The organism is Chryseobacterium sp. HMWF035, from assembly GCF_003094695.1.
In the GTDB taxonomy this organism is placed as follows: Bacteria; Bacteroidota; Bacteroidia; order Flavobacteriales; family Weeksellaceae; genus Chryseobacterium; species Chryseobacterium gambrini.
Genome location: NZ_QEHP01000016.1, coordinates 1 through 20,498, shown reverse-complemented (window position 1 = coordinate 20,498; position 20,498 = coordinate 1). Strand labels below are relative to the sequence as shown.

The 20,498-nt window shown below is 35.5% G+C and carries 16 protein-coding genes; 4 read left to right on the top strand and 12 right to left on the bottom strand.

Annotated elements, in window-relative coordinates:
- Positions 1-87: 87 nt before the first annotated feature.
- The gene (locus DD829_RS23945) at positions 88-2,124 is read right to left on the bottom strand and encodes a M43 family zinc metalloprotease (protein ID WP_108410655.1); all 2,037 of its coding nucleotides are present in this window, start codon (positions 2,122-2,124) and stop codon (positions 88-90) included.
- 164 nt (positions 2,125-2,288) lie between these two features.
- A complete protein-coding gene (locus DD829_RS02990) occupies positions 2,289-4,187 on the bottom strand; it encodes a M43 family zinc metalloprotease (RefSeq protein WP_165796679.1) in 1,899 nt (632 codons plus the stop codon).
- A gap of 240 nt (positions 4,188-4,427) precedes the next feature.
- On the opposite strand from DD829_RS02990, the gene DD829_RS02985 reads away from it, so the two are divergent.
- A complete protein-coding gene (locus DD829_RS02985; RefSeq protein WP_123906792.1) occupies positions 4,428-4,910 on the top strand; it encodes a hypothetical protein in 483 nt (160 codons plus the stop codon).
- On the opposite strand, the gene DD829_RS02980 is transcribed toward DD829_RS02985, so the two are convergent.
- From DD829_RS02980 to DD829_RS02950, 7 genes are all read right to left on the bottom strand, one after another.
- Positions 4,907-5,572 (bottom strand): DUF6048 family protein, encoded by a 666-nt coding sequence (locus DD829_RS02980; RefSeq protein ID WP_108411552.1) that lies wholly within the window; start codon positions 5,570-5,572, stop codon positions 4,907-4,909. The two genes, DD829_RS02985 and DD829_RS02980, sit on opposite strands and share 4 nt — an antisense overlap.
- Positions 5,538-6,059, bottom strand: coding sequence for a DUF6452 family protein (locus DD829_RS02975; RefSeq protein WP_228408110.1), 522 nt, complete (start codon positions 6,057-6,059; stop codon positions 5,538-5,540). The genes DD829_RS02980 and DD829_RS02975 overlap by 35 nt, the downstream gene beginning before the upstream one ends.
- Positions 6,060-6,096: 37 nt before the next feature.
- Complete coding sequence (gene rlmD, locus DD829_RS02970; RefSeq protein ID WP_116547504.1) at positions 6,097-7,509, bottom strand: 23S rRNA (uracil(1939)-C(5))-methyltransferase RlmD; 1,413 nt, start codon at positions 7,507-7,509, stop codon at positions 6,097-6,099.
- Positions 7,510-7,616: 107 nt separating this feature from the next.
- Positions 7,617-9,188, bottom strand: a complete 1,572-nt coding sequence (locus tag DD829_RS02965) for a TlpA family protein disulfide reductase (RefSeq protein ID WP_108408656.1) — start codon at positions 9,186-9,188, stop codon at positions 7,617-7,619.
- A 135-nt stretch (positions 9,189-9,323) separates the two neighbouring features.
- Complete coding sequence (locus DD829_RS02960) at positions 9,324-10,091, bottom strand: succinate dehydrogenase/fumarate reductase iron-sulfur subunit (RefSeq protein WP_076390676.1); 768 nt, start codon at positions 10,089-10,091, stop codon at positions 9,324-9,326.
- Between the two features lie 25 nt (positions 10,092-10,116).
- Positions 10,117-12,129 (bottom strand): fumarate reductase/succinate dehydrogenase flavoprotein subunit, encoded by a 2,013-nt coding sequence (locus DD829_RS02955; RefSeq protein ID WP_076390674.1) that lies wholly within the window; start codon positions 12,127-12,129, stop codon positions 10,117-10,119.
- 15 nt (positions 12,130-12,144) lie between these two features.
- Positions 12,145-12,807, bottom strand: coding sequence for a succinate dehydrogenase cytochrome b subunit (locus tag DD829_RS02950; protein ID WP_108408657.1), 663 nt, complete (start codon positions 12,805-12,807; stop codon positions 12,145-12,147).
- Positions 12,808-13,077: 270 nt separating this feature from the next.
- Here DD829_RS02950 and DD829_RS24445 point away from each other — a divergent pair, with 270 nt between their 5' ends.
- Positions 13,078-13,278, top strand: a complete 201-nt coding sequence (locus DD829_RS24445) for an integrase core domain-containing protein (protein ID WP_410493803.1) — start codon at positions 13,078-13,080, stop codon at positions 13,276-13,278.
- 101 nt (positions 13,279-13,379) lie between these two features.
- Here the strand turns inward: DD829_RS24445 and DD829_RS02940 are convergent, their stop codons facing one another.
- The 3 genes from DD829_RS02940 to lpxB form a co-directional block, all read right to left on the bottom strand.
- Entirely contained in the window at positions 13,380-15,164 is a 1,785-nt protein-coding gene (locus tag DD829_RS02940; RefSeq protein WP_108408659.1) for a hypothetical protein, read from the bottom strand.
- A gap of 796 nt (positions 15,165-15,960) precedes the next feature.
- Entirely contained in the window at positions 15,961-17,547 is a 1,587-nt protein-coding gene (locus tag DD829_RS02935) for a ComEC/Rec2 family competence protein (RefSeq protein ID WP_228408109.1), read from the bottom strand.
- Between the two features lie 330 nt (positions 17,548-17,877).
- On the bottom strand, positions 17,878-18,981 hold the full coding sequence (lpxB, locus tag DD829_RS02930) for a lipid-A-disaccharide synthase (protein WP_108411314.1): 1,104 nt from the start codon (positions 18,979-18,981) through the stop codon (positions 17,878-17,880).
- 78 nt (positions 18,982-19,059) lie between these two features.
- Here lpxB and DD829_RS02925 point away from each other — a divergent pair, with 78 nt between their 5' ends.
- Positions 19,060-19,569: a DUF2480 family protein gene (locus tag DD829_RS02925; protein WP_108411315.1), complete on the top strand. Its 510-nt coding sequence runs from the start codon at positions 19,060-19,062 to the stop codon at positions 19,567-19,569.
- Between the two features lie 123 nt (positions 19,570-19,692).
- Positions 19,693-20,346, top strand: a complete 654-nt coding sequence (locus DD829_RS02920; protein ID WP_076390670.1) for a DUF937 domain-containing protein — start codon at positions 19,693-19,695, stop codon at positions 20,344-20,346.
- Positions 20,347-20,498 lie beyond the last annotated feature (152 nt).

Here is a 20,498-nt window from a genome sequence, read left to right as displayed (position 1 = left end):
ATCTGAAGCCCTACAATTTATTAAAAATCAATTACAAAAAAATCCCCAGGTAAACCTGAGGATTATATTTATTGAAAGTTACTTTAATTATTTTTTGATGAATTTAGAATTGAAAGATTCTTTTCCTTTTTCTTCAATAGTAATTACGTATCCCCCTTTAATTAATTCAGAAACATTAATCTGTCCGTTATTGATATTTCCTTGTTTTACCAATTGTCCAGTTGCTCCATAAATTTTATAAGTCGCTTTATCTGAAACCCTTGTAATATTTAAAATATCTGATACCGGGTTTGGATAAATCTGAATATCATTTTTAGGGTTTGCTACATCATTAGTTGATAAAACCTGCGACTTTAAAAATCTGCTTTGCGTAGAGCTGAAGTGAGATCCGGAAAGCAAAGTTACCCCACCCTGAGTTTTGATGTTATAATATCCTCCATAAGGATAAAGTCCGTCGCCGTAAGAATCGTTAATTGTAAATGTATAGCATTCATTTGGATTTAATGTCCAGTTTTCACTAATCAGCGCCGGAAGATTTGCACCGGAATCTGTATATCCAACTGCGGGACTGCTGTAAATAACCGTTCCCGAACTATTTGTCAGCGTCCATGAAGTTTCACTTCCGTAATTGTCCAGTTGAAGATTAAACACGACATTAGTATCCATTCTTGCAGGAGCTCCAAGATAGTTTACTGTTACATTACTGTTGGATGTTCTTTGGTCTACTGCTCCATTTACAGAGGTTACATTAATGTTTAGCTGTCCTCCCAAAGCTGCAGAACTCATAGGAAGTGTAATGATTGCATATTTATCCTGAGCTAAACTTCCGCTCCAGTTGTACGTTTGAACATTTCCGTTCAGGGTATAAGTTATTACCGCAGAAGTCATTGTACTAGTTCCTCTGTTGTATAAGGAAATTTTTGGAGCCTGAGTAATACTGGAACAATCTACTGTATTACACTCCCTTTCAAGTTTTACTTCCGCATCATTTGCAAATAATGGAATAGCTATATCTTTGGTAGAGGTTTTAAGCTCCATCCTCCTTGGAGAATTATTCATAACCGCAGTTATCCTGTCTTTCTGATTGACAGTAAATACATTCATACAGGTATCTGTTGTATAATCCATATAATTCTGAATCATATCGCTTCCAGGTGCAGAAGGGCAAGAATCTACCGTTACACAATTGTAATTGGGAGCACTTGCAGCGGGTGTATCCGGACAATAGTCTTTATTGCTATCTGTAGCATTCACAACACAAGAAGCATTATCTCCCCATATGTGTCTCAATCCTAAAAAGTGTCCCACTTCGTGCGTCATTGTTCTTCCTTTATCATAAGGCGCAGCAAGTAAAAAGGAATTATTTACATTATAATCACTGCTCCCGAAAGTTGCATAATTAGCAACAACACCATCGGTATAAGCCTCACCTCCAATAGTGCTTAAACCTCCTAAATTAGAGTTTGATGGAAACTGTGCGTATCCTAATAATGTAGAACTTGTGAAACTTACACTCCACATATTCATATATTGAGTAGGATCCCAAATTGTTTCAGGTTTTACAAATGAATTGATTTCCGCTTGAGACCATGTAGCCTGACACAAATTTACACGATCAATCCCATTGGTAGGATTTCCATTGGGATCTACTTTGGCTAAAGCGAACTGAATCATGGTATCTGCTCCAACGGCATTGGTATTGAATCCCGGAGTTCCAGCCAATCTTCTGAAATCGTTGTTCATTACTGTTATCTGAGATATTACCTGTTCATCAACGATATTTGGCGCTACTCCTAAATTCTGACCACTATGAATAACGTGTACCACAACAGGAATCGTTATAATATTTCCGTTTTGGGATTTATTTGCTTTAGCTTTCTCCACTAAGGGAGCTAACCATGATTCAAACTGTTCTACAGTCATTCTTCCCGGAAATGTCTTTTGTAGAAATTCTTCGTATTCAGTTGTTGAACACCTATCAAATCCATAAGATTTAGCAAGTTCAGATGGCGATTTTTCAACGCTAAAATCAGCTTTTCTTTTAGTAACATTTTGAGCCACTAAATCTGCAGCAAAAAAAGAAGATAATAAAAATAAAGCTTTAAAAGTAGTAGACTTTCGCATATAAATTATTTAATATTTGCAAATGTAAATATTTTAAATAAAAATATTTAAAAAAAGAAGTTTATTTATAAAAACAACAAACCAAAAACAAAAAAATTCCTAACTAATAACAAAAAAGCCCTGAAATAAGTTTCAGAGCTTTCTATAAATAATATAATGACTATTTATTTTTTAATAAATTTAATATTCTCAGAGATATTACCATCTTTTATTGTAATGATGTAGGTTCCTTTAACTAATTCAGAAACTCTCACCTGATTGTTATCAATATTTCCGGCTTTCACTAATTGCCCTACCGCATTATAAATTTCAAATTTAGCTTTACCTGAAACTTTAGTAACATTTAACACATCATTTGCAGGATTAGGATAAACTGCGAATGAATCTTTATTCTTCACTTCGTTTGTTGATAGAACTAAATTAGGGATAACTTTAAATGTTCTTGTTTGTGAATATTCATAATCGTTTCCGGAAATAACTACCGTACCAGTAGAGTTTAAAATTCTATAAGATCCTCCTTCAACGTAAATACCATCACCATAAGTATCATTAATAGTAAACGTATAACAGTCGTTTACCGGAAGATTCCAAGTTTGGGTAATAAGAGCCGGCCAAGATGTAGTAGCATTTGGATATCCACTTCCACTATACAAGGTACTACCAGCACTATTTTTTAAAGTCCAAGAAACTTCGGCTCCGTAAGGATCAAGCTGTAATTCAAACGTAAAATTAGTACTAGCTACCGGAACTGAATTTCCTATGACAACAGTAGAAGAATTATTTCCTGCTCTTTGGTCAGCAGTTCCATTAACAGAAGTGATCTGAGCGGTAATACTACCCTGTGATGCACCCGTAGGTAAGCTAACTATAGTATATTTATCCTGAGCTAAATTTCCTGTCCAGTTGTATGTTTGTAAAGCTCCTCCGTTAACAGAGTAAGAGATTACCGCTGAAGTTAAGGCATTCGTACCTCTGTTATACAACATATATTGTACTGTTACATTTGAAACGGTTCCACAAGAAGTTTCACTACAACTTCTTTCTCCTTTCAGTTCTCCATCATTAGCAAATAAAGGAATTGCCTGATCGGCAGTAGAAGTTTTCAATTCCATTCTTCTCGGAGAATTATTCATTACTGCTGTAATTCTATCTTTCTGGTTAATTGTAAAGATATTCATACAAGTATCTGTAGTATAATCCATATAGTTTTCTACCATTTCATAAAGACCAGAAGTACAGCTTGCAATTGGAGTAACACAACTACCATTTGAAGTATGTGCAGGGGGTGTATCATTACAATAGTCAGTTGCACATACTAATCCATTAGGATCAGTACCATCATCATCTCCCCAAATATGTCTTAATCCTAAAAAGTGACCAACTTCATGAGTCATTGTTCTTCCTTTATCATATGGAGCTGCTAAAAGAAAAGTTCCATCAGTATAATCACTGCTTCCAAATGTTGCATAGTTAGCAACCACGCCGTCTGTATTTGCATAACCACCATTAGCATTTAAACCTGCTAAACCTGAAGATGAAGGAAATTGCGCATATCCTAATAAACTTGTATCCGCAAAATTCACACTCCACATATTCATATATTTTGTAGGATCCCAGATCGTTAATGGTTTTACATAATCATCAATAGCAGATGTTGCCCAAGATGTCTGACAAAGATTTACACGATCTATACCATCAGTAGGATTACCATTAGGATCTACTTTTGCCAAAGCAAACTGAATCATCGTATCGGCTCCAACTGCATTTGAATTAAATCCGGGTGTACCTGCCATTCTTCTGTAATCATTATTCATTACCGTAATCTGAGACTTAACCTGATTATCAGTAATATTCGGAGCCACTCCTAAAGCCTGTCCGCTATGGATTACGTGAACTACAACAGGAATCGTGATAATTCCGCCATTTTGAGATTTGTTAGTTTTTGAATTCTCAATCAATGGCGCCAACCAAGCTTCAAACTGAGCTTCATTCATTCTTTTAGGATCATTTCTCTGCAACATAGCTTCATACTCTGTGGATGCACATCTAATAACCCCATTCATTTTCTTTAAATCATCTATTGTATATGTTTTGCCAAATACAATCTTTTCCTGCCCCTGAATTTTTTGTTTTTGAGCAAAGATTGAACAGCATACTAATACAAATAATAAAAGAGATACTCTAAAAGTAATTTTAAAATTCATATATTAGAAATAATAATTAATATACAAATATATCAATTTGTGGTACATTTTTTAATATAATCATAATAAAAAATGTATTTTAACACAAATAAAACTAAAATGAAAGGTAATACTCTATTTTTAATAATTTACTGTTTTTTAAATATTAAATGTATTTCACAAAATAATTCTAAAAACAAAATAGATAATTCAATAATAATTGAAAAATACAACAAAATCGAAAAGATAGAATTAAGAGAACAGACGAGAGGAACAAATAGATTAATTACCTTTACAAAAGATGCGGTAACCACATATCTTAACGGAAACACTTCAACATCACAAATTACTGCAGCGGATTGGGAAAACATTTCCAAACAAGTAAATCTGTTGGATCTTCCGAAAATATCCACATATGAATCTTCAACAACCAGAAGATTTTCAGACGGAGCTTTGGCTTCTTCCATTACTGTTACTGCAAATGGAAATACTTACAATTCAGCAGGATTTGATGCAGGAATCCCCCCAAAAGAATTGGAGGGACTTTATATTCTGTTAAAAGGAAAATCTAAATCTATTATGAAAATACCGAGAACCCGCTAAAATTTATACGCCAGGTTCCATGCGAAGCCCATTCCGAATTTAGAAGAGCTTCTTCCGAATCCCGGAACGATCATGGGCTGGATTTCGTCCTGTTTTGTGGTATACACCAGATATCGCGGCTGAAGATTGACATCAATGTAGAAATTAGTTTCAAAAAGCTGTACTCTTCCTCCCAATGTTCCTTCCAGCCAATAGGATGACTGTGTAGAAGAAGGAAATGAAATTGCGGAGCTGCTTCCACCGTAGCCACGAACGGGAACCGCCATATATTCCTGTTTATAAAAGGAACCCGCTATTTTTCCACCCGCATAAAATCCATTGAATTCATTTTCAAGATCTTTTGCCAGCATATAGAATGCCCCGATTTTTACGAAAGGGCCATTTGCCTTTCCGTCATAACCGTTTTTCTGGTAAATATTAGACTCAAAACCGGCTTCTGCTATGGCATGAAGATTATCTTTCAGCTTTGAAGATACAAAACCCTGATACAGCTTTCTGTCTGAAAAGAAAGAAACCCCTGTATTCAGAACATCAAAACCAATCATGAAATTGGGTTCATATTTCCATTTTTCCTTTGCAGTTTCCTTATCTTTCTTCTCCTGAGCAAACCCCAGAAGACTGATTATACTAAAAAAGAAGGAGAAGATTAGTCTTGTCTTCATTCTCTATAAAATTTTGTCCGGCCTGGATTTCCTTTACCGGAGTCGTTGTGTTTGGATCTAATACTGAATTTAAATTTTCGTAGGTAAGCTTTATTCCGCAACCCGGAGAAACATAAGCAGATTTCGTGGTATAATTTATCCTTACTTTAGATTCAGAACCTTTGTTGGTAATTCTGAAATAAACATCCGTATAAGTTGAATTGTCCACTCTTAAAGGAATAACCCTTGAAGTAATTTTAGCCTGTCCTCCCAACTGTACTTTTCCGGAACCGTAATCTACCGCTACATACAGAGAATCCAGCGTTCTTTCCTTATCGGTTGCCTGTGTTTTGAAAGAAACTCTCATTCTCGGAGTTCCTTCCCCGCTTTCACAGATATCATTATCGCCGCCACATGAAAAAAGCAGACTGATAAAAGAAATGGCGATTAAAAATTTAAAATATTTCATCTGAACATTTTGTTTTACTTTACCGGATAAATCCGGCATTTCATCTTAAGATTTGATTCCTTCAAAAGTAATTAAATTATTTCTTAATCAGCAAAGCAATATTTTCTACGTGATGCGTCTGCGGGAACATATCCACCGGTAAAATCTTTACCACATCATACTGTTCTTTCATTAAGGCTAAATCTCTTGCCTGGGTAGCAGAATTACAGCTTACGTAAACCACTTTTTCAGGAGAAAGTTTTAAAATCTGCTCAACCACTTTTTGGTGCATTCCGTCTCTTGGAGGATCTGTGATCAGGACATCTGCTTTCGGATGATTCGCCAGAAAGTCGTCATTGAAAATATCTTTCATATCTCCGCAATAGAACGTTGTATTCGTAAGACCGTTCAGTTCTGCGTGTTCAATCGCCGCATCTATGGCTTCCTGTACAGATTCTATCCCGATGACCTGCTTTGCATTTCTTGCGACATACTGAGCGATTGTTCCTGTACCTGTATAAAGATCATACACAACTTCATCTCCTTTTAAATCTGCAAATTCAAGCGTTTTTCTGTATAATTCCAGCGCCTGTTTGTAGTTGGTCTGAAAGAATGATTTTGGACCGATTTTAAACTTTAAACCATCCATTTCTTCCATTAAATAGCCTTCCCCAAAATACACATTGATATCCAGATCATAAATAGAATCGTTTGCTTTCGGATTAATCGCGTAGACCAAAGTCTTGATCTGCGGGAATTTTTCAAGCAGGAAGCCGAATAGTTTTTCTCTGTTTTCTTTTTCTTCTCTGAAAAGCTGGAAAAGAACCATCCATTCGCCTTTTGAGTTCTGTCTCATCATTAAAGTTCTCAAAAAACCTTCGTGATTGCGAACATCAAAGAAGTCTAAACCTTCATTTACAGCATACTGTTTCACTGCCAATCGGATCGCGTTTGAAGGATCTTCCTGAAGGAAACATTCTTTAAGATCAAGGATTTTACTCCACATCCCCGGAATATGAAACCCTAAAGCATCTCTGCTGCCGAAATTTTCTTCGGAACTGATCTCGTATTGGGTAAGCCAACGGGAATTGGAGAAAGAAAACTCCATTTTATTTCGGTAAAAATACTGCTCTTTCGAACCTAAAATCGGAACAGTCTCAAAATTTTCAATACCTCCGATTCGTTTAATATTATTGTACACTTCTTCCTGTTTGAAAGCGAGCTGCTTTTCATAGCTCATGTTCTGCCATTTGCAGCCTCCGCAAACTCCGAAGTGAACACATTTCGGCTCTACTCTGTAAGGCGATTTTTCCAGAACTTCAAGTGCTTCACCTTCAAAGTATTTGGACTTTGCTTTTTTCACTCTTACATTCACCACATCTCCCGGAATCGCTCCGGAAACCATTACGGTTTTCCCTTCTTCCGTTCTTCCTATTGCCACTCCTTTAGCTCCTGCATTTAAGAGTTTTATATTTTCAAGAATTAAATTTTTCTTATTCTTTCTGCTCATTGTACAATTTTCTATTTTCCTAATGAAACTTTTACGTTTCAGTCTGCAAAAATACAATAAAAAAAACCTTATCCGAAGATAAGGTTTATATCTGTACTCAATTTAAATTATTTCGTCTGAGCCGGTTGAGGATTTGCCTGTTGCTGAGGAGCCTGTTGTGCTGCTGCCTGCTGCTGAGCCGCAACCACTGCGGGATCCATTCCTAATCCCGGTTGTAACTGAACATTAGGATTTACCTTTGGAGCGGAAAGACCTGTTTGCTTGTCTAAAACCGTCACCAATTCCGGATCTCCTAAGTTGAAGAACGGCTTGCTTGCAATTTTACCGTCTTTATCTACCACGATAAAGCAAGGTAATTTAAATCCGTAAACTCCGTATTTTTTAGCAATATCAGAATTTAATCCGTTTTCACCGTAAACGTTAGTTCCGGTAATTCCTTTTAGTAAAGAGCTGCTTGTTTTCACAAACTGGTCTTTTGTATCGTCAACATTTACAAAAACAAAATTCATTTTAGATTTGTAAAAATTCACTACTTCTTTCAATACAGGAATGGTAGCTTCTCCGATGTAAGGATTCCAAGAAGCATAAAAAGATAACAAATATGGTTTTCCTTTATTTTCAGAAAGATTGTACGATTTTCCATCTGCTTTTACCAAAGAAGCTTCAGGAGCCTGTTCTCCAATTTTGAATCCGTTGATGGCAAACTGAATTTTCTTTAGATCTTCTTTAATCGTAGCATCTTTAATATCTTCGTCGATAATTTTTTTGATCTTCTCAACTGTTTTTTCAGGTGAACCCGGATGAATATCCGACTGCGCCATTACGAATGCCAATAAATAGTCTTTAGCCGTCTGTGAAAGATCTTTTTGGTTTTTCTTTAGATATTCTGTGAATAATTCTGAAGTTGTAACATCAGTTTTTTTCCCCGCAGTTTTTGCCTGAGCATATTTCTGGAAATCAGGGCTCATTTTGGTTAAAAGATATTCTCTGTACAAAGGATGTTCTTTTACCAATACATCTTTGTTCTCTTCCAGTTTATTAGTGAAATCTGTAAAAGCTTTCGTTACTTTAAATGGAGGATTCCCCATTTGCTTATGTCCCATTTCGTACTGGTTCAGGATGGTAAGCAAAGTTGTTGAAAGATCATTTTTCTTCCACGTAACCACTTCATTATCTGGACTAAACTTCTTAACATTTTCATCGATGTTTTTATTAACATCTGCCTGAACTTTTTCTATTCCTTTAAGGAAGGTTTTTTCATCTTTCGTCATCAGCTCATTCATGTTAACTGTCTGAGCATACGTTGCAAGATATTTCTGGGTAGCCATGAAGAAATCGTTATTGTTCTTCGCATCTCCCGTGATCACATATTCGGTTGGGAAAGTCATTGCATTACCTGAAATTTCAAGTTTTTGACCTCCTTTAAGGTAGATTAAATTTCTTTTCCCCCCGTAAGAAAGCAGATACATTCCGCTTTTCGGAGCATCGAAATTTCCCGTGAAAGTTCCGTCTTTATTTACCCCGATATTCATTAATGGTAAAGTTGCTACTCCCGAAGCTTCTATTAATTCGATTCTCTCCAATGGAGAACCTCCCGTGATTTTTCCTTTTACTTCTACTTTTTTAGAGCAAGACATCGCAAAAACCGCGATGATAAACAATAAAAGATATTTTTTCATTTTGAATTTTATAATTACGCAAAAATAGTTTTTTCATTAAACTAAAAGCAATTAAATATTACTTTTATGAAAGATTTAACTAAAAAAAATCGCCATCCGGTGAGGAGACGATTTTTTATGTTATCTCGATAGATTTTATCCTCTGTCAGCAAAAGCTGTGATAAATTCTCTGTTCATTCGGGCAATATTTTCAAGAGAAATTCCTTTCGGACATTCTACTTCACAAGCACCTGTGTTTGAACAGTTTCCGAATCCTTCTTCGTCCATGGCTTTCACCATGTTCAGCACTCTTCTCTTTGCTTCTACCCTACCCTGCGGTAAAAGTGCGTACTGAGAAACTTTAGCTCCTACGAAAAGCATTGCAGATCCGTTTTTACAGGTAGCCACACAAGCTCCGCATCCGATACAGGCAGCAGCGTCCATTGCTTTGTCTGCATCTTCTTTAGGAACCGGAATTGCATTGGCGTCCAAAGTATTTCCTGAAGTGTTCACTGAAATGAAACCACCTGCAGCCATTACTCTGTCGAATGCGCTTCTGTCTACCATTAAGTCTTTAATAACCGGGAAAGCAGCACTTCTCCATGGTTCGATAACGATGGTTTCACCGTCTTTGAACATTCTCATGTGAAGCTGACAGGTTGTAATTCCTGTATCCGGACCGTGTGCTCTACCGTTGATGTAAAGGGAACACATTCCGCAGATTCCTTCACGACAGTCGTGATCGAAAGCTACCGGCTCTTTTCCTTCGTTAATTAAACTCTCGTTAAGGATGTCCAACATCTCCAAAAATGAAGAATCTGTAGAAACATCCGATATTTTATAAGTCTCAAACTGACCTTTAGATTTATTATTTTTTTGTCTCCAAATTTTCAGCGTAAGATGTAAGCCTTTTTTTGCACTCATAATGTTATATTTAAAAGATTGGAGATTATTTGTAACTTCTTGTTTTAACTTCGATGTTGTCGTAGATCAGTTCTTCTTTATGCAACACTTCCGCGTTGATATCGCTTCCCTGATATTCCCAAGCTCCTACATATTTGTAATTTTCGTCATCTCTTTCAGCCTCTCCGTCCGGAGTTGAGTGGTCTTCACGGAAATGTCCTCCACAAGATTCGTTTCTGTGCAATGCATCGATAGCCATTAACTGTCCAAGCTCTAAGAAATCGGCAACTCTGAACGCTTTTTCAAGCTCTGTATTCATTCCGTCGTTATCTCCCGGAACTTTTACGTCTTTCCAGAAATTGTTTCTTACTTCTTCAATTTCTCTGATGGCTTCTCTTAAACCTTCAGGCGTTCTTCCCATTCCTACCTTATTCCACATAATGTTTCCTAACTGCTTGTGGAAATAATCTACCGAATGGGTTCCATTATTATTTAAGAAGAAATCAATTTTTTCTTTAATTCCTTTTTCAGCTTCGTCAAATGCGGAAGAAGCCGTAGGAATGGCTCCCGTTCTGATATCTGCTGAAAGATAATCTGCAATGGTGTAAGGAAGTACGAAGTATCCGTCTGCAAGTCCCTGCATCAAAGCAGAAGCTCCCAATCTGTTTGCTCCGTGATCTGAGAAGTTCGCTTCCCCGATAACGAAACATCCCGGAATAGTAGACTGTAAGTTGTAATCTACCCAAACTCCACCCATGGTATAGTGAACCGCAGGATAAATCTTCATCGGAGTTTTGTAAGGATCGTCTGCTGTAATTTTTTCGTACATTACGAAAAGGTTACCATATTTCTCCTCAACCCACTTTTTACCCAAATCATAAATCTGCTGATCTGTAGGATTGCTGATGTGTTTCTCAATAGCGGCTTCTCTACCTTTTTTCATGATCTCTGTAGAGAAATCAAGGTAAACACCTTCCTGCGTATCGTTATTTTCGATTCCGTATCCGGCGTCACATCTTTCCTTAGCCGCTCTTGAAGCAACGTCTCTAGGAACCAGGTTACCGAATGCAGGATATCTTCTTTCCAGATAATAATCTCTGTCTTCTTCTTTGATGTTTTCAGGTCTTAATTTTCCTGCTCTGATCGCTTGTGCATCTTCAATCTTTTTAGGAACCCAGATTCTTCCGGAGTTTCTTAAAGATTCAGACATCAAAGTAAGTTTAGACTGCTGTGTTCCGTGAACCGGAATACACGTCGGGTGAATCTGTACATAACAAGGATTTGCGAAATACGCTCCTTTTTTGTGAATCTTCCATGCTGCAGAAACGTTGGAACCCATTGCGTTTGTAGAAAGGAAATATACGTTTCCGTACCCTCCCGAAGCAATAACCACTGCGTGTGCAGAGTGTCTTTCGATTTCACCTGTCACAAGATTTCTTGCGATGATTCCTCTTGCTTTTCCGTCTACGATCACAAGATCCATCATTTCATGACGGTTGTACATTTTAATTCTGCCTTTACCGATCTGACGGCTCATTGCAGAATAAGCACCTAATAATAACTGTTGACCTGTCTGTCCTTTTGCGTAGAAGGTTCTTTTTACCTGAACCCCACCAAATGAACGGTTATCTAACTGACCTCCGTACTCACGCCCGAAAGGAACTCCCTGAGCAACGCATTGGTCGATAATATTTGCAGAAACTTCAGCCAATCTGTAAACGTTTGCCTCTCTTGCTCTGTAGTCTCCACCTTTAATGGTATCATAGAACAATCTGTAAGTAGAATCTCCGTCTCCCTGATAATTTTTAGCTGCGTTGATACCTCCCTGAGCTGCAATAGAGTGCGCTCTTCTCGGAGAATCCTGATAGCAGAATGCTTTTACGTTATATCCTTGCTCAGCCAAAGTAGCTGCCGCAGAACCACCTGCCAAACCTGTACCTACAACAATAATATCAATCTTGTCTCTGTTGTTTGGTGCAACAAGGTTCATATGGTCTTTATGATTTTTCCATTTATCCTTAAGAGGACCCGCTGGAATTTTTGAATCTAATTTACTCATACTAGTATATTGATATTATTGAGTTACAAAGTGAAAAATTGCGATAATGATAAAACCTGCAGGAATCAGGATAGAATACCATTTTCCGAAAGCCTTAATTACCGGCGTATATTTTGGATGTCTTGCCCCGATTGACTGGAATGAAGACTGGAAACCGTGAGCCAAGTGTAATCCTAATAAAACGAAAGAAATTACATACAAAGCCACTCTCCAGATATCCGCGAACTTCTCGTGAAGTTCCGGCCAGAAACGTTCAGCATCAGGAGCAATTCCCTGAACATACTTGTAGTTGATCTCATGCCACCAGAAATCATAGAAGTGAAGCGCCAGAAAAGCCAACACTACAGATCCGGAAATAATCATATTTCTGGACATCCATGAAGAATTTGCAGAAGCGTTGTTTGCTGCATACTTCACAGGACGTGCTTTGTTATTCTTAATTTCAAGAACAAATCCCATGATGAAATGGAAAAGAACTGCGAAACCAAGAATAGGCTGCATTAAGAACTGCACAAAAGGATTATAGCCCATGAAATCTGATGCGGCATTGAATGCATCACGGTTTAGGACTGATAACAAATTGGTCGTCAAATGCAGTATAAGAAAGATCAGCAAAAATAGAGCTGATAATGCCATAGCATATTTTCTACCTATCGTAGAACTCGTTAAACCTGCCATATAAGTTTAAATTTGATTTTCCACAAAATTAAGAAATGTTAACAACATCAAAAAGTGAGAAATCTCACAAAAACCCAGTTTGTAATCTTTCTAAATAAGAGTTAAAATATTATAAATAAAGGAAAAACAGAAAATGTAATGATTAATTAAAGTTATAAATTTTGCCATTATAAACTACTTTTCATACCTCTTTCCTGAAAGCTTAATTTAAAAATTCATCATCCTATTCAGAAAAATATTTAAATCAACTGTAGTACACTAAATTAGTACATCCATTATCTTTTTGAGAACATTAGGCAGATGAGAAATTACTCAGAAATCTGGATGTGGATGTATAATAATGAACGCCCTCACAAATCATTGCAATACCTCACACCAAGGGACTTTTTATTGAAATATGGAAAAATCAAAATACAGAAGATTTTCCCACATTCCAACAAAATTTTTACAGCGACAACAAGAAATTATTAACCAAAAACTCTACTGTTGAGTGTTCTTAAGATGGGTGAGATTACAGTCAAAAGACCGGATGAATCGTAGACAATATTAAGATTGATTATGTTAGACATTTATTAACGTGCAGGAGCGTCTACACCTACTTCAAATGTTAAAACTTCAGAAATTTGAACATTCGATAAAGTACCAATATTTCTTATTCTTATAGTGCTTCCACCAGCATCTATCACAAAGTCTTTATACTGATAAGATGTTGAAGCACTATTAGTCAAAAATGTTTTTACTATAGATGCTCCTTTTAAAGATAAACCCGATATATCAAAAAATACAAAATCATCCTCGGCAATAAAACCAAACAGAATAAGTTTAACAAAAGCAAAATTACCTTGTGATTGCCATTTTATTTCCCCTGCTACTTCGCTATTACCTGAATTTCCAGAATTTGATAAATCTCCGCTAAAACCATACTCTGCTGATAAGAACTTACTATGAGCATAACCTTTATCAATTAAACTTCTATCTGTAAACTCAGGTCTTTGAGAATAATCTTCGAGATATTTAACACCTCCTTTTTCTATTGTAAAACCTGATCCTAAAGCATTAGAATCATAATTTTTTTGAAAAGCTAAACTTTCAGGTGTTATTACTACGGAAGATGATTCATTGTTATCTTGGTTTTCTATATAGACTGAAAATTCAGAATTTGGATCAGCTTTTATAGAATTATTATCATTTGAACCTGAAGCGTAATTACCTGCATTTAAAACAGATTGAAGATTTACATTGTTATCAACATACTTTTTTTGAACAAAAGCTAATTCATTATTAGTACCTGAATAATCTTCTGTAGAAGATATTCCTCCATCTGGATTAATTTGTATTTCTTTTCCATAATTAGACTCATCATCAGGTGCGTAAACAGAAAATGAATTATCTTGAAAGGAAAAACACATTCTTTTACCATCTGAATTTTTCCAAAAACAATCAATAAAATTCTCAAATTCTAACTGACCAGTAATTGGATTGTTATAATCTGTTCCTGATAATTTTAAAAAATTATCGTTAACATATTTGGCTTGTACATAATATTTATCATTATCAGGAAGATAATATTTATTAGCGTATAAACCATTATCTACGTTCATCATTATCAAATCTGTCTGGTTTTGAGCAGTTACAAAACCTTCTGAAAGTACAGCAAATTTACCAGAACTTCTTTCATATTTAAAACCACCATATTGAGTTATAGTAGCTTCATCTAAATTACCTTCAATTGAGTTTGAGAAATCAAATTTGATTGAAGCGTTTGTTTCTAAGGTTTGAGTATTTTGGTTTAATGAAAAAGTTTTAGTTTCAGTATTATTCGTTACTGAAGCCGAGAAACCATTTTGGTTTAAAGCAATATTAGAAAAGTCTTCAGCATATAGACTTAAACCAGAGTAATCTGACATTTGCATTCCATAATTAGTAGCATCATCTATACCTCCTTTTTTAATTATGTTCACACCTGCATTTAATTCAATGTCTCCAGTAACAGGTTTACCTGCTTCCGTCCCAGATAAAGGAACAAAATCTCCTTGGTTAATACCAATATAAATACTTCCGCTCCATCTGTAAAGTTTATTACTATCTAAAGCAACATATAATTTGCTAAATTCTCCAACCACTGGGAATGATGCTAAATCCGTAAATTCTATAACATCATTTACCTGACTCGGAAGTTGAGAAGCGGGTACTTTCCCATCTATCAAGTCTGCTTTTTCAGAAAAGTTATAGTCTATCTTATCTGCAGGAAGTTTCTCATCCTTATGCCAATAAGAATCTTGCCATTCCCAGAACTGTTCTTGAGTTGGTTTATCTCCATTCTCAAAATATTTTTTTATTTCTTCTTTTGATTTCATTTATATATTTTTTTATTTAAAATTTCAAAGTTTCTTTTTATTAGAATTACTTCATTTTAGCCTTATTTTTTAGGGTGGTTTCAGGCAAAGGATATCCACCATGAGTTTTAATTTCGAGTTTCATTTTTGTATTGTTTTATACTGCAAATATCCATCGGGGAAGCGACAGAACTTGACGTATTAAATTTGTTTTCAAATATTTTTGAATAAATTTTATAGTTTTCTGATAATCAGCAGGAAAAAAAACTATATGACGTTATAATTGATCTTTCAGCTCTTCTATGTAACGGATTAGCATCCATAGAATGAAAGGAAAACCTAAATTTCCAAAGAGCCACGTTTGTCCGGATTTGCTGTAAAATTCAAAATACTGCAGATCACTTATAAGGTGTAAAAAACGGTCAAATTGACCACCTAATTTCGGTTTAAATTGACCATGTGTTTTCGGTTGAAACTGACCACCCTAAATTTTTAGAATTTTTCGATAAAATATCTTCTGTTTTCATCATGAGTTAATAGCGCCTAGCTTGGTTAAAAAATAGCGAATAATCGCAAATAAATTAACAGACATGAGTAAAATTAGAAAAGTGAACATAATCTCGCGGATTTTTAATCCTTGAAGAAAAGGATATAAACAAAAATAGAACATTTGAGCTCACTAGAATTTAGATCAGCGGGGAAGAATGCAATAACCTCACCTGACTTTGCTGGTTTATTAATAGACATATGAAAAAATATTTAAGCAAATGGGTCATGAACAGATTGATCATAAATTGAAAAACAAAAAATGTAATGATTAATTAAAGTTATAAATTTTGCCATTATAAACTACTTTTGTTACATCTTTCGGGAAGGTTTTAATCTGATAATTACTAATTCTTCTTGAAGAACAATATGGATTAATTATAAACCGAATCATTTTTCTATGATCTGAATTTTCTTCAATCCAGAAACAGGCATTGTCTCCTTTTTTTACAAATAACACACGAGTTTTAGAAAAATCCTGAAACAGGATTTCATCACGCTGATTTTCATAGAAATTACAACCTGTTCTTAAAACGTAAAAAATAAAAACTTTCATCAATACTATTGTCAGGTTTTTCAGTTTTGGTTTTAAAATGAAAAATCTCAGAAAATAAATGATCAGAAATAATGCAAAAACCTCAATCAGATTCATGGGAATATTTTCGATGAATAAATGACTGAAATCTGCAAACCAATGAATAATTGTAAGTAAAATATTAATAACAAAATCATAGGCGACATTCATCAAATTGAAATCAAGATCAAAAGCAATTAAAGTGGTCATTAAAAATGAAAAAACAATGATTGCTTCAGAAAAAGGAACAATGAAAAAGTTTGCAATAATTGAAATAAATGAAAACTGATGAAAATAGTACAGAACCAGAGGAAGCGTTGCTAACTGAGCAGAAACAGAAATAGAAATTGTATTAAAGATCAGTTTTTTAAACCGGTTATCCTGTATCGGAAAATAATTTAAAATCGGCTGATTCAGCCAGTAAATTCCCAGAACCGCACAAAAGCTTAACTGAAAACCGACATCAAAAAGCTGTTGAGTATCAAATATTAAAATCACAAAAGCAGACAGGGAAAGCGAATGCAGCAGATCGGGTTTTCTCTGAAGCAAAACATATACAAAGTAGATACTCAACATAAGACCTGAGCGTACAACGGAGCTTCCGAATCCGATAAAAAAGGTAAAAAGCCAGATAAAAATCAAGCTTGAAATAATAGCAGATTTTCTGAGCTTTAATGGCAGAATTTTAATTAGTAAAAAGTAAAATAACCCGAAAATCACAACGATATGCGTTCCCGAAATCGTAAGAAAATGCACCAATCCGGAACGGTTAAAATCCTGAACCGTCTGCGCATCCATTTCCGTTCGGTCGGCAAGAATAATTCCTTTTAAAAATTCTTTTGACTTTGAAGACATTTCGGTTTCATCAATTCTTTGCAAAACTTCCAGTCTTTTCTGGGAAAACTTCTCTGTGAAGCTTAGATCTTTCCTTTCTGCTTCCTTAATTTCATTATTGATATAACACTGGTATTCAATATTTTTCCTTAAAAGATATTTCGAATAATCAAACTGAAAATCATATTGTGGCGGCTTCGGCTTTGAAATGTAAGACTGAGCTTGATAATAATGTTTAAAATCAAGTTCCTTTTCGCTTTTCGGAATATAAATAACAGCATTGAAAGTTTGGTTTCCGGCTTGTATCACACCTTCACACTTCCGATTTTTCTCACTGGAATTCAGTTTTTTAGCTATTTTAAAAACAATGGTTTCATTTTTATAAATCGAAACATTTCCGGATGCAAAAGAATTGAAAAAATGCAGGATAATTCCGACCCCGAAAAACATAAAGCCGAGTAAATAAGGTTTCGCTTTATGGAGGTAGTAATTTTTAAAAAAGGTAATGGTAAAATGAAAGCACAAATGATGATAATGATGTAAACAAAATTTTCATCCAAAGAAAAAAAATCCTGAACAAAAATCCCCAAAATAAATGAGATGGTAAGAATTAAAATCGGCTGTTTATTCAATTTCAAAATTTGTGCATCTCAAAAATATTTAATTGAATAACAATCGACAAATCAAAATTTTAAAATCTTAAATTTTGACTTAAATTCATGATATAAAAGAAAAATCGCAGAAAAATTTTCTACGATTTTTTATAGTTTATTTGATTTTTTAAACCTTTAAAATGACATCAGCCGCATTTTCACTGGCTCCTTTTCCGCCTAATTTTTCCCTCAACAAATCGTAATCTCTTAAAAGCGGTGTTCTTTTCTCGGTTTCTAAAATCTTTTTCAGTTCTTCCACCAGATTATTTGTGTTAAGATCATTCTGAATCAGTTCTTTAACGACTTCACGATCCATAATTAAATTCACCAGAGAAATATATTTGATGTTTTTAACGAGCCTTTTTGCAATCGCATAAGAAATTTTGCTTCCTCGGTAGCAAACCACTTCCGGAACATTCAGTAAAGCAGTCTCTAAAGTTGCCGTTCCCGATGTTACCAAAGCTGCTTTCGAGCATCTCAGCAAATCATACGTTTTATTGGAAACAAAATGCACATTCTCGTCTACATAATTCTGATAAAATTCTTTAGGCAAACTCGGCGCTCCTGCAATAACGAACTGATATTCTTTAAAGTAAGGTCTTACAGAAAGCATCATTTCCAGCATTTTTTCTACTTCCTGTTTTCTGGAACCCGGCAAAAGCGCAATAATTTCTTTTTCGTTTAAATTATTTTCCTTTTTAAATACTTCAACATCAATATTTTGCAGCGTTGAAATCGCATCCAACAACGGATGACCTACAAAATGCGAATGTACCCCATGTTTTTTGTAGAAATCTTCCTCAAACGGAAGAATCACCATCATTTCATCCACATATTTTTTGATGATCTCTACTCTCCCCTCTTTCCATGCCCAAAGCTGTGGAGAAATATAGTAAACGACTTTAATGCCAAATTCTTTGGCAAATTTTGCAATCCTTAAATTGAATCCGGGATAATCTACCAAAATTAAAACATCCGGTCTGTTGTTTTTAATATCTTCTTTGCAGAATTTAATATTATTCAGAATGGTCCGCAGATTCATGGCTACTTCCAGAAATCCCATGAAAGCAAGATCGCGGTAATGTTTCACCAAAGTTCCGCCCTGTTGCGCCATTAAATCGCCACCCCAGAATCTGAATTCGGCAGTGGAATCTTTCTGCTTCAAAGCTTTCATTAAATTGCTTCCGTGCAAATCTCCGGAAGCCTCTCCTGCGATAATGTAATATTTCATTTCTATAATCAGAATAGAGAACAAATAAGACGTTGTACGATCTTAATTTGTAAATTTGTTCAAAGATAATGATAAAAAATGTCAGAAGAATTTGAAATACGGAATAAAGTTGCGGAAAGCGGTTTAATCAATTTTGATCTTACGGATCTTGTTCCGAAGGGAGCCAGAAAAGGAATTGATCTTAAAGATTTTCTTTTCATGGAAATGGTCTTAAAGGAAAAAGATTTCCGCGAAAAAGTGGCAGCCATTGATGTTGAAGAATATCGTGATGCCTATGTGTACGTCTACAATTCTGCGGATGCGATTGTTCCGCTTTGGGCATATTTCCTGATTACGGCAAGACTTACCGAAGTAACCAAAAAAATAGTTTTCGGAAACCGTGAGGATCTGGAAGTTATTTTGATGCACAATGCCATTCAAAGCCATGATTTTGATGAAATGCGCGGAAAAAGAGTGTTGGTAAAAGGCTGCTCAGATAAAGAGATTCCTGAAAACGCGTACATCGAACTGGTTGAACAGCTTCAGCCGATAGTGAAATCGCTGATGTTTGGTGAAGCATGTTCCAATGTTCCGATCTTAAAAAATTAATCATTGACAATCAACAACTTATAGGTAATTTCAAAAATAAATCTCAATTTTTGATTAAAAAAAATCTTTGGGGAATATTTTTTGATAACTTTGGTTGACTTAACAATAAAATAAACACAAACTATGAGTTTAATCGACCTACTTACAGGGAACACCGGCAACCAGGTTGCTGAACAGGCTGAAAACAAATTCGGGATCAGCAAAACGCAGGTAATTGCTTTACTGGCAGTTGCGGCACCGCTTATCATTTCTTACCTTAGAAACAAATCTCAGGACGCGAATGAAGCTGAAGCTTTAAATAACGCTTTGGATAAAGATCACGACGGAAGTATTCTGGACGACGTTTCTCAGGCAGATGCGAGACAGGCTGAAGGAGGTTCTATATTAAGCCATATTTTTGGTGGAGATAAATCGAATGTAGAAAATCAGCTTTCACAAAATACAGGAATTTCCATTGATAAAGTGGGACCTATTTTAGCGATGCTGGCTCCGGTAATTATGGGCTACATCGGAAAAGAAAAGCAACAGAACAATGTAGGAGCAGGAGGTTTAGGCGATCTTTTGGGAGGAATTCTTGGGAATGCATCCAATCAGGCTCAGCAACAGCAGTCTAACCCTTTAAATGATATTTTAGGAAGCGTTTTGGGCGGCGGAAATTCTCAGTCCGGAAATCCTTTGAATGACATTCTGGGGAGCGTTCTTGGAGGAGGCAATCAGCAGAAGCAGCAAGGCGGAGGCGGATTGGGAGATATCCTTGGCGGATTTTTTGGAAAATAATTTAATTTTGTTACATAAAAAAGACCGGAGAAAAAATAATCTCCGGTCTTTTTATTTGGCATAATACTGAAAAATAGTTGGTAGAATCCTATCAAAAACTCATTGTTAGGCTGTTTGGAGGAAGTTTTATGAAACGTGTTTCATAAAACTTT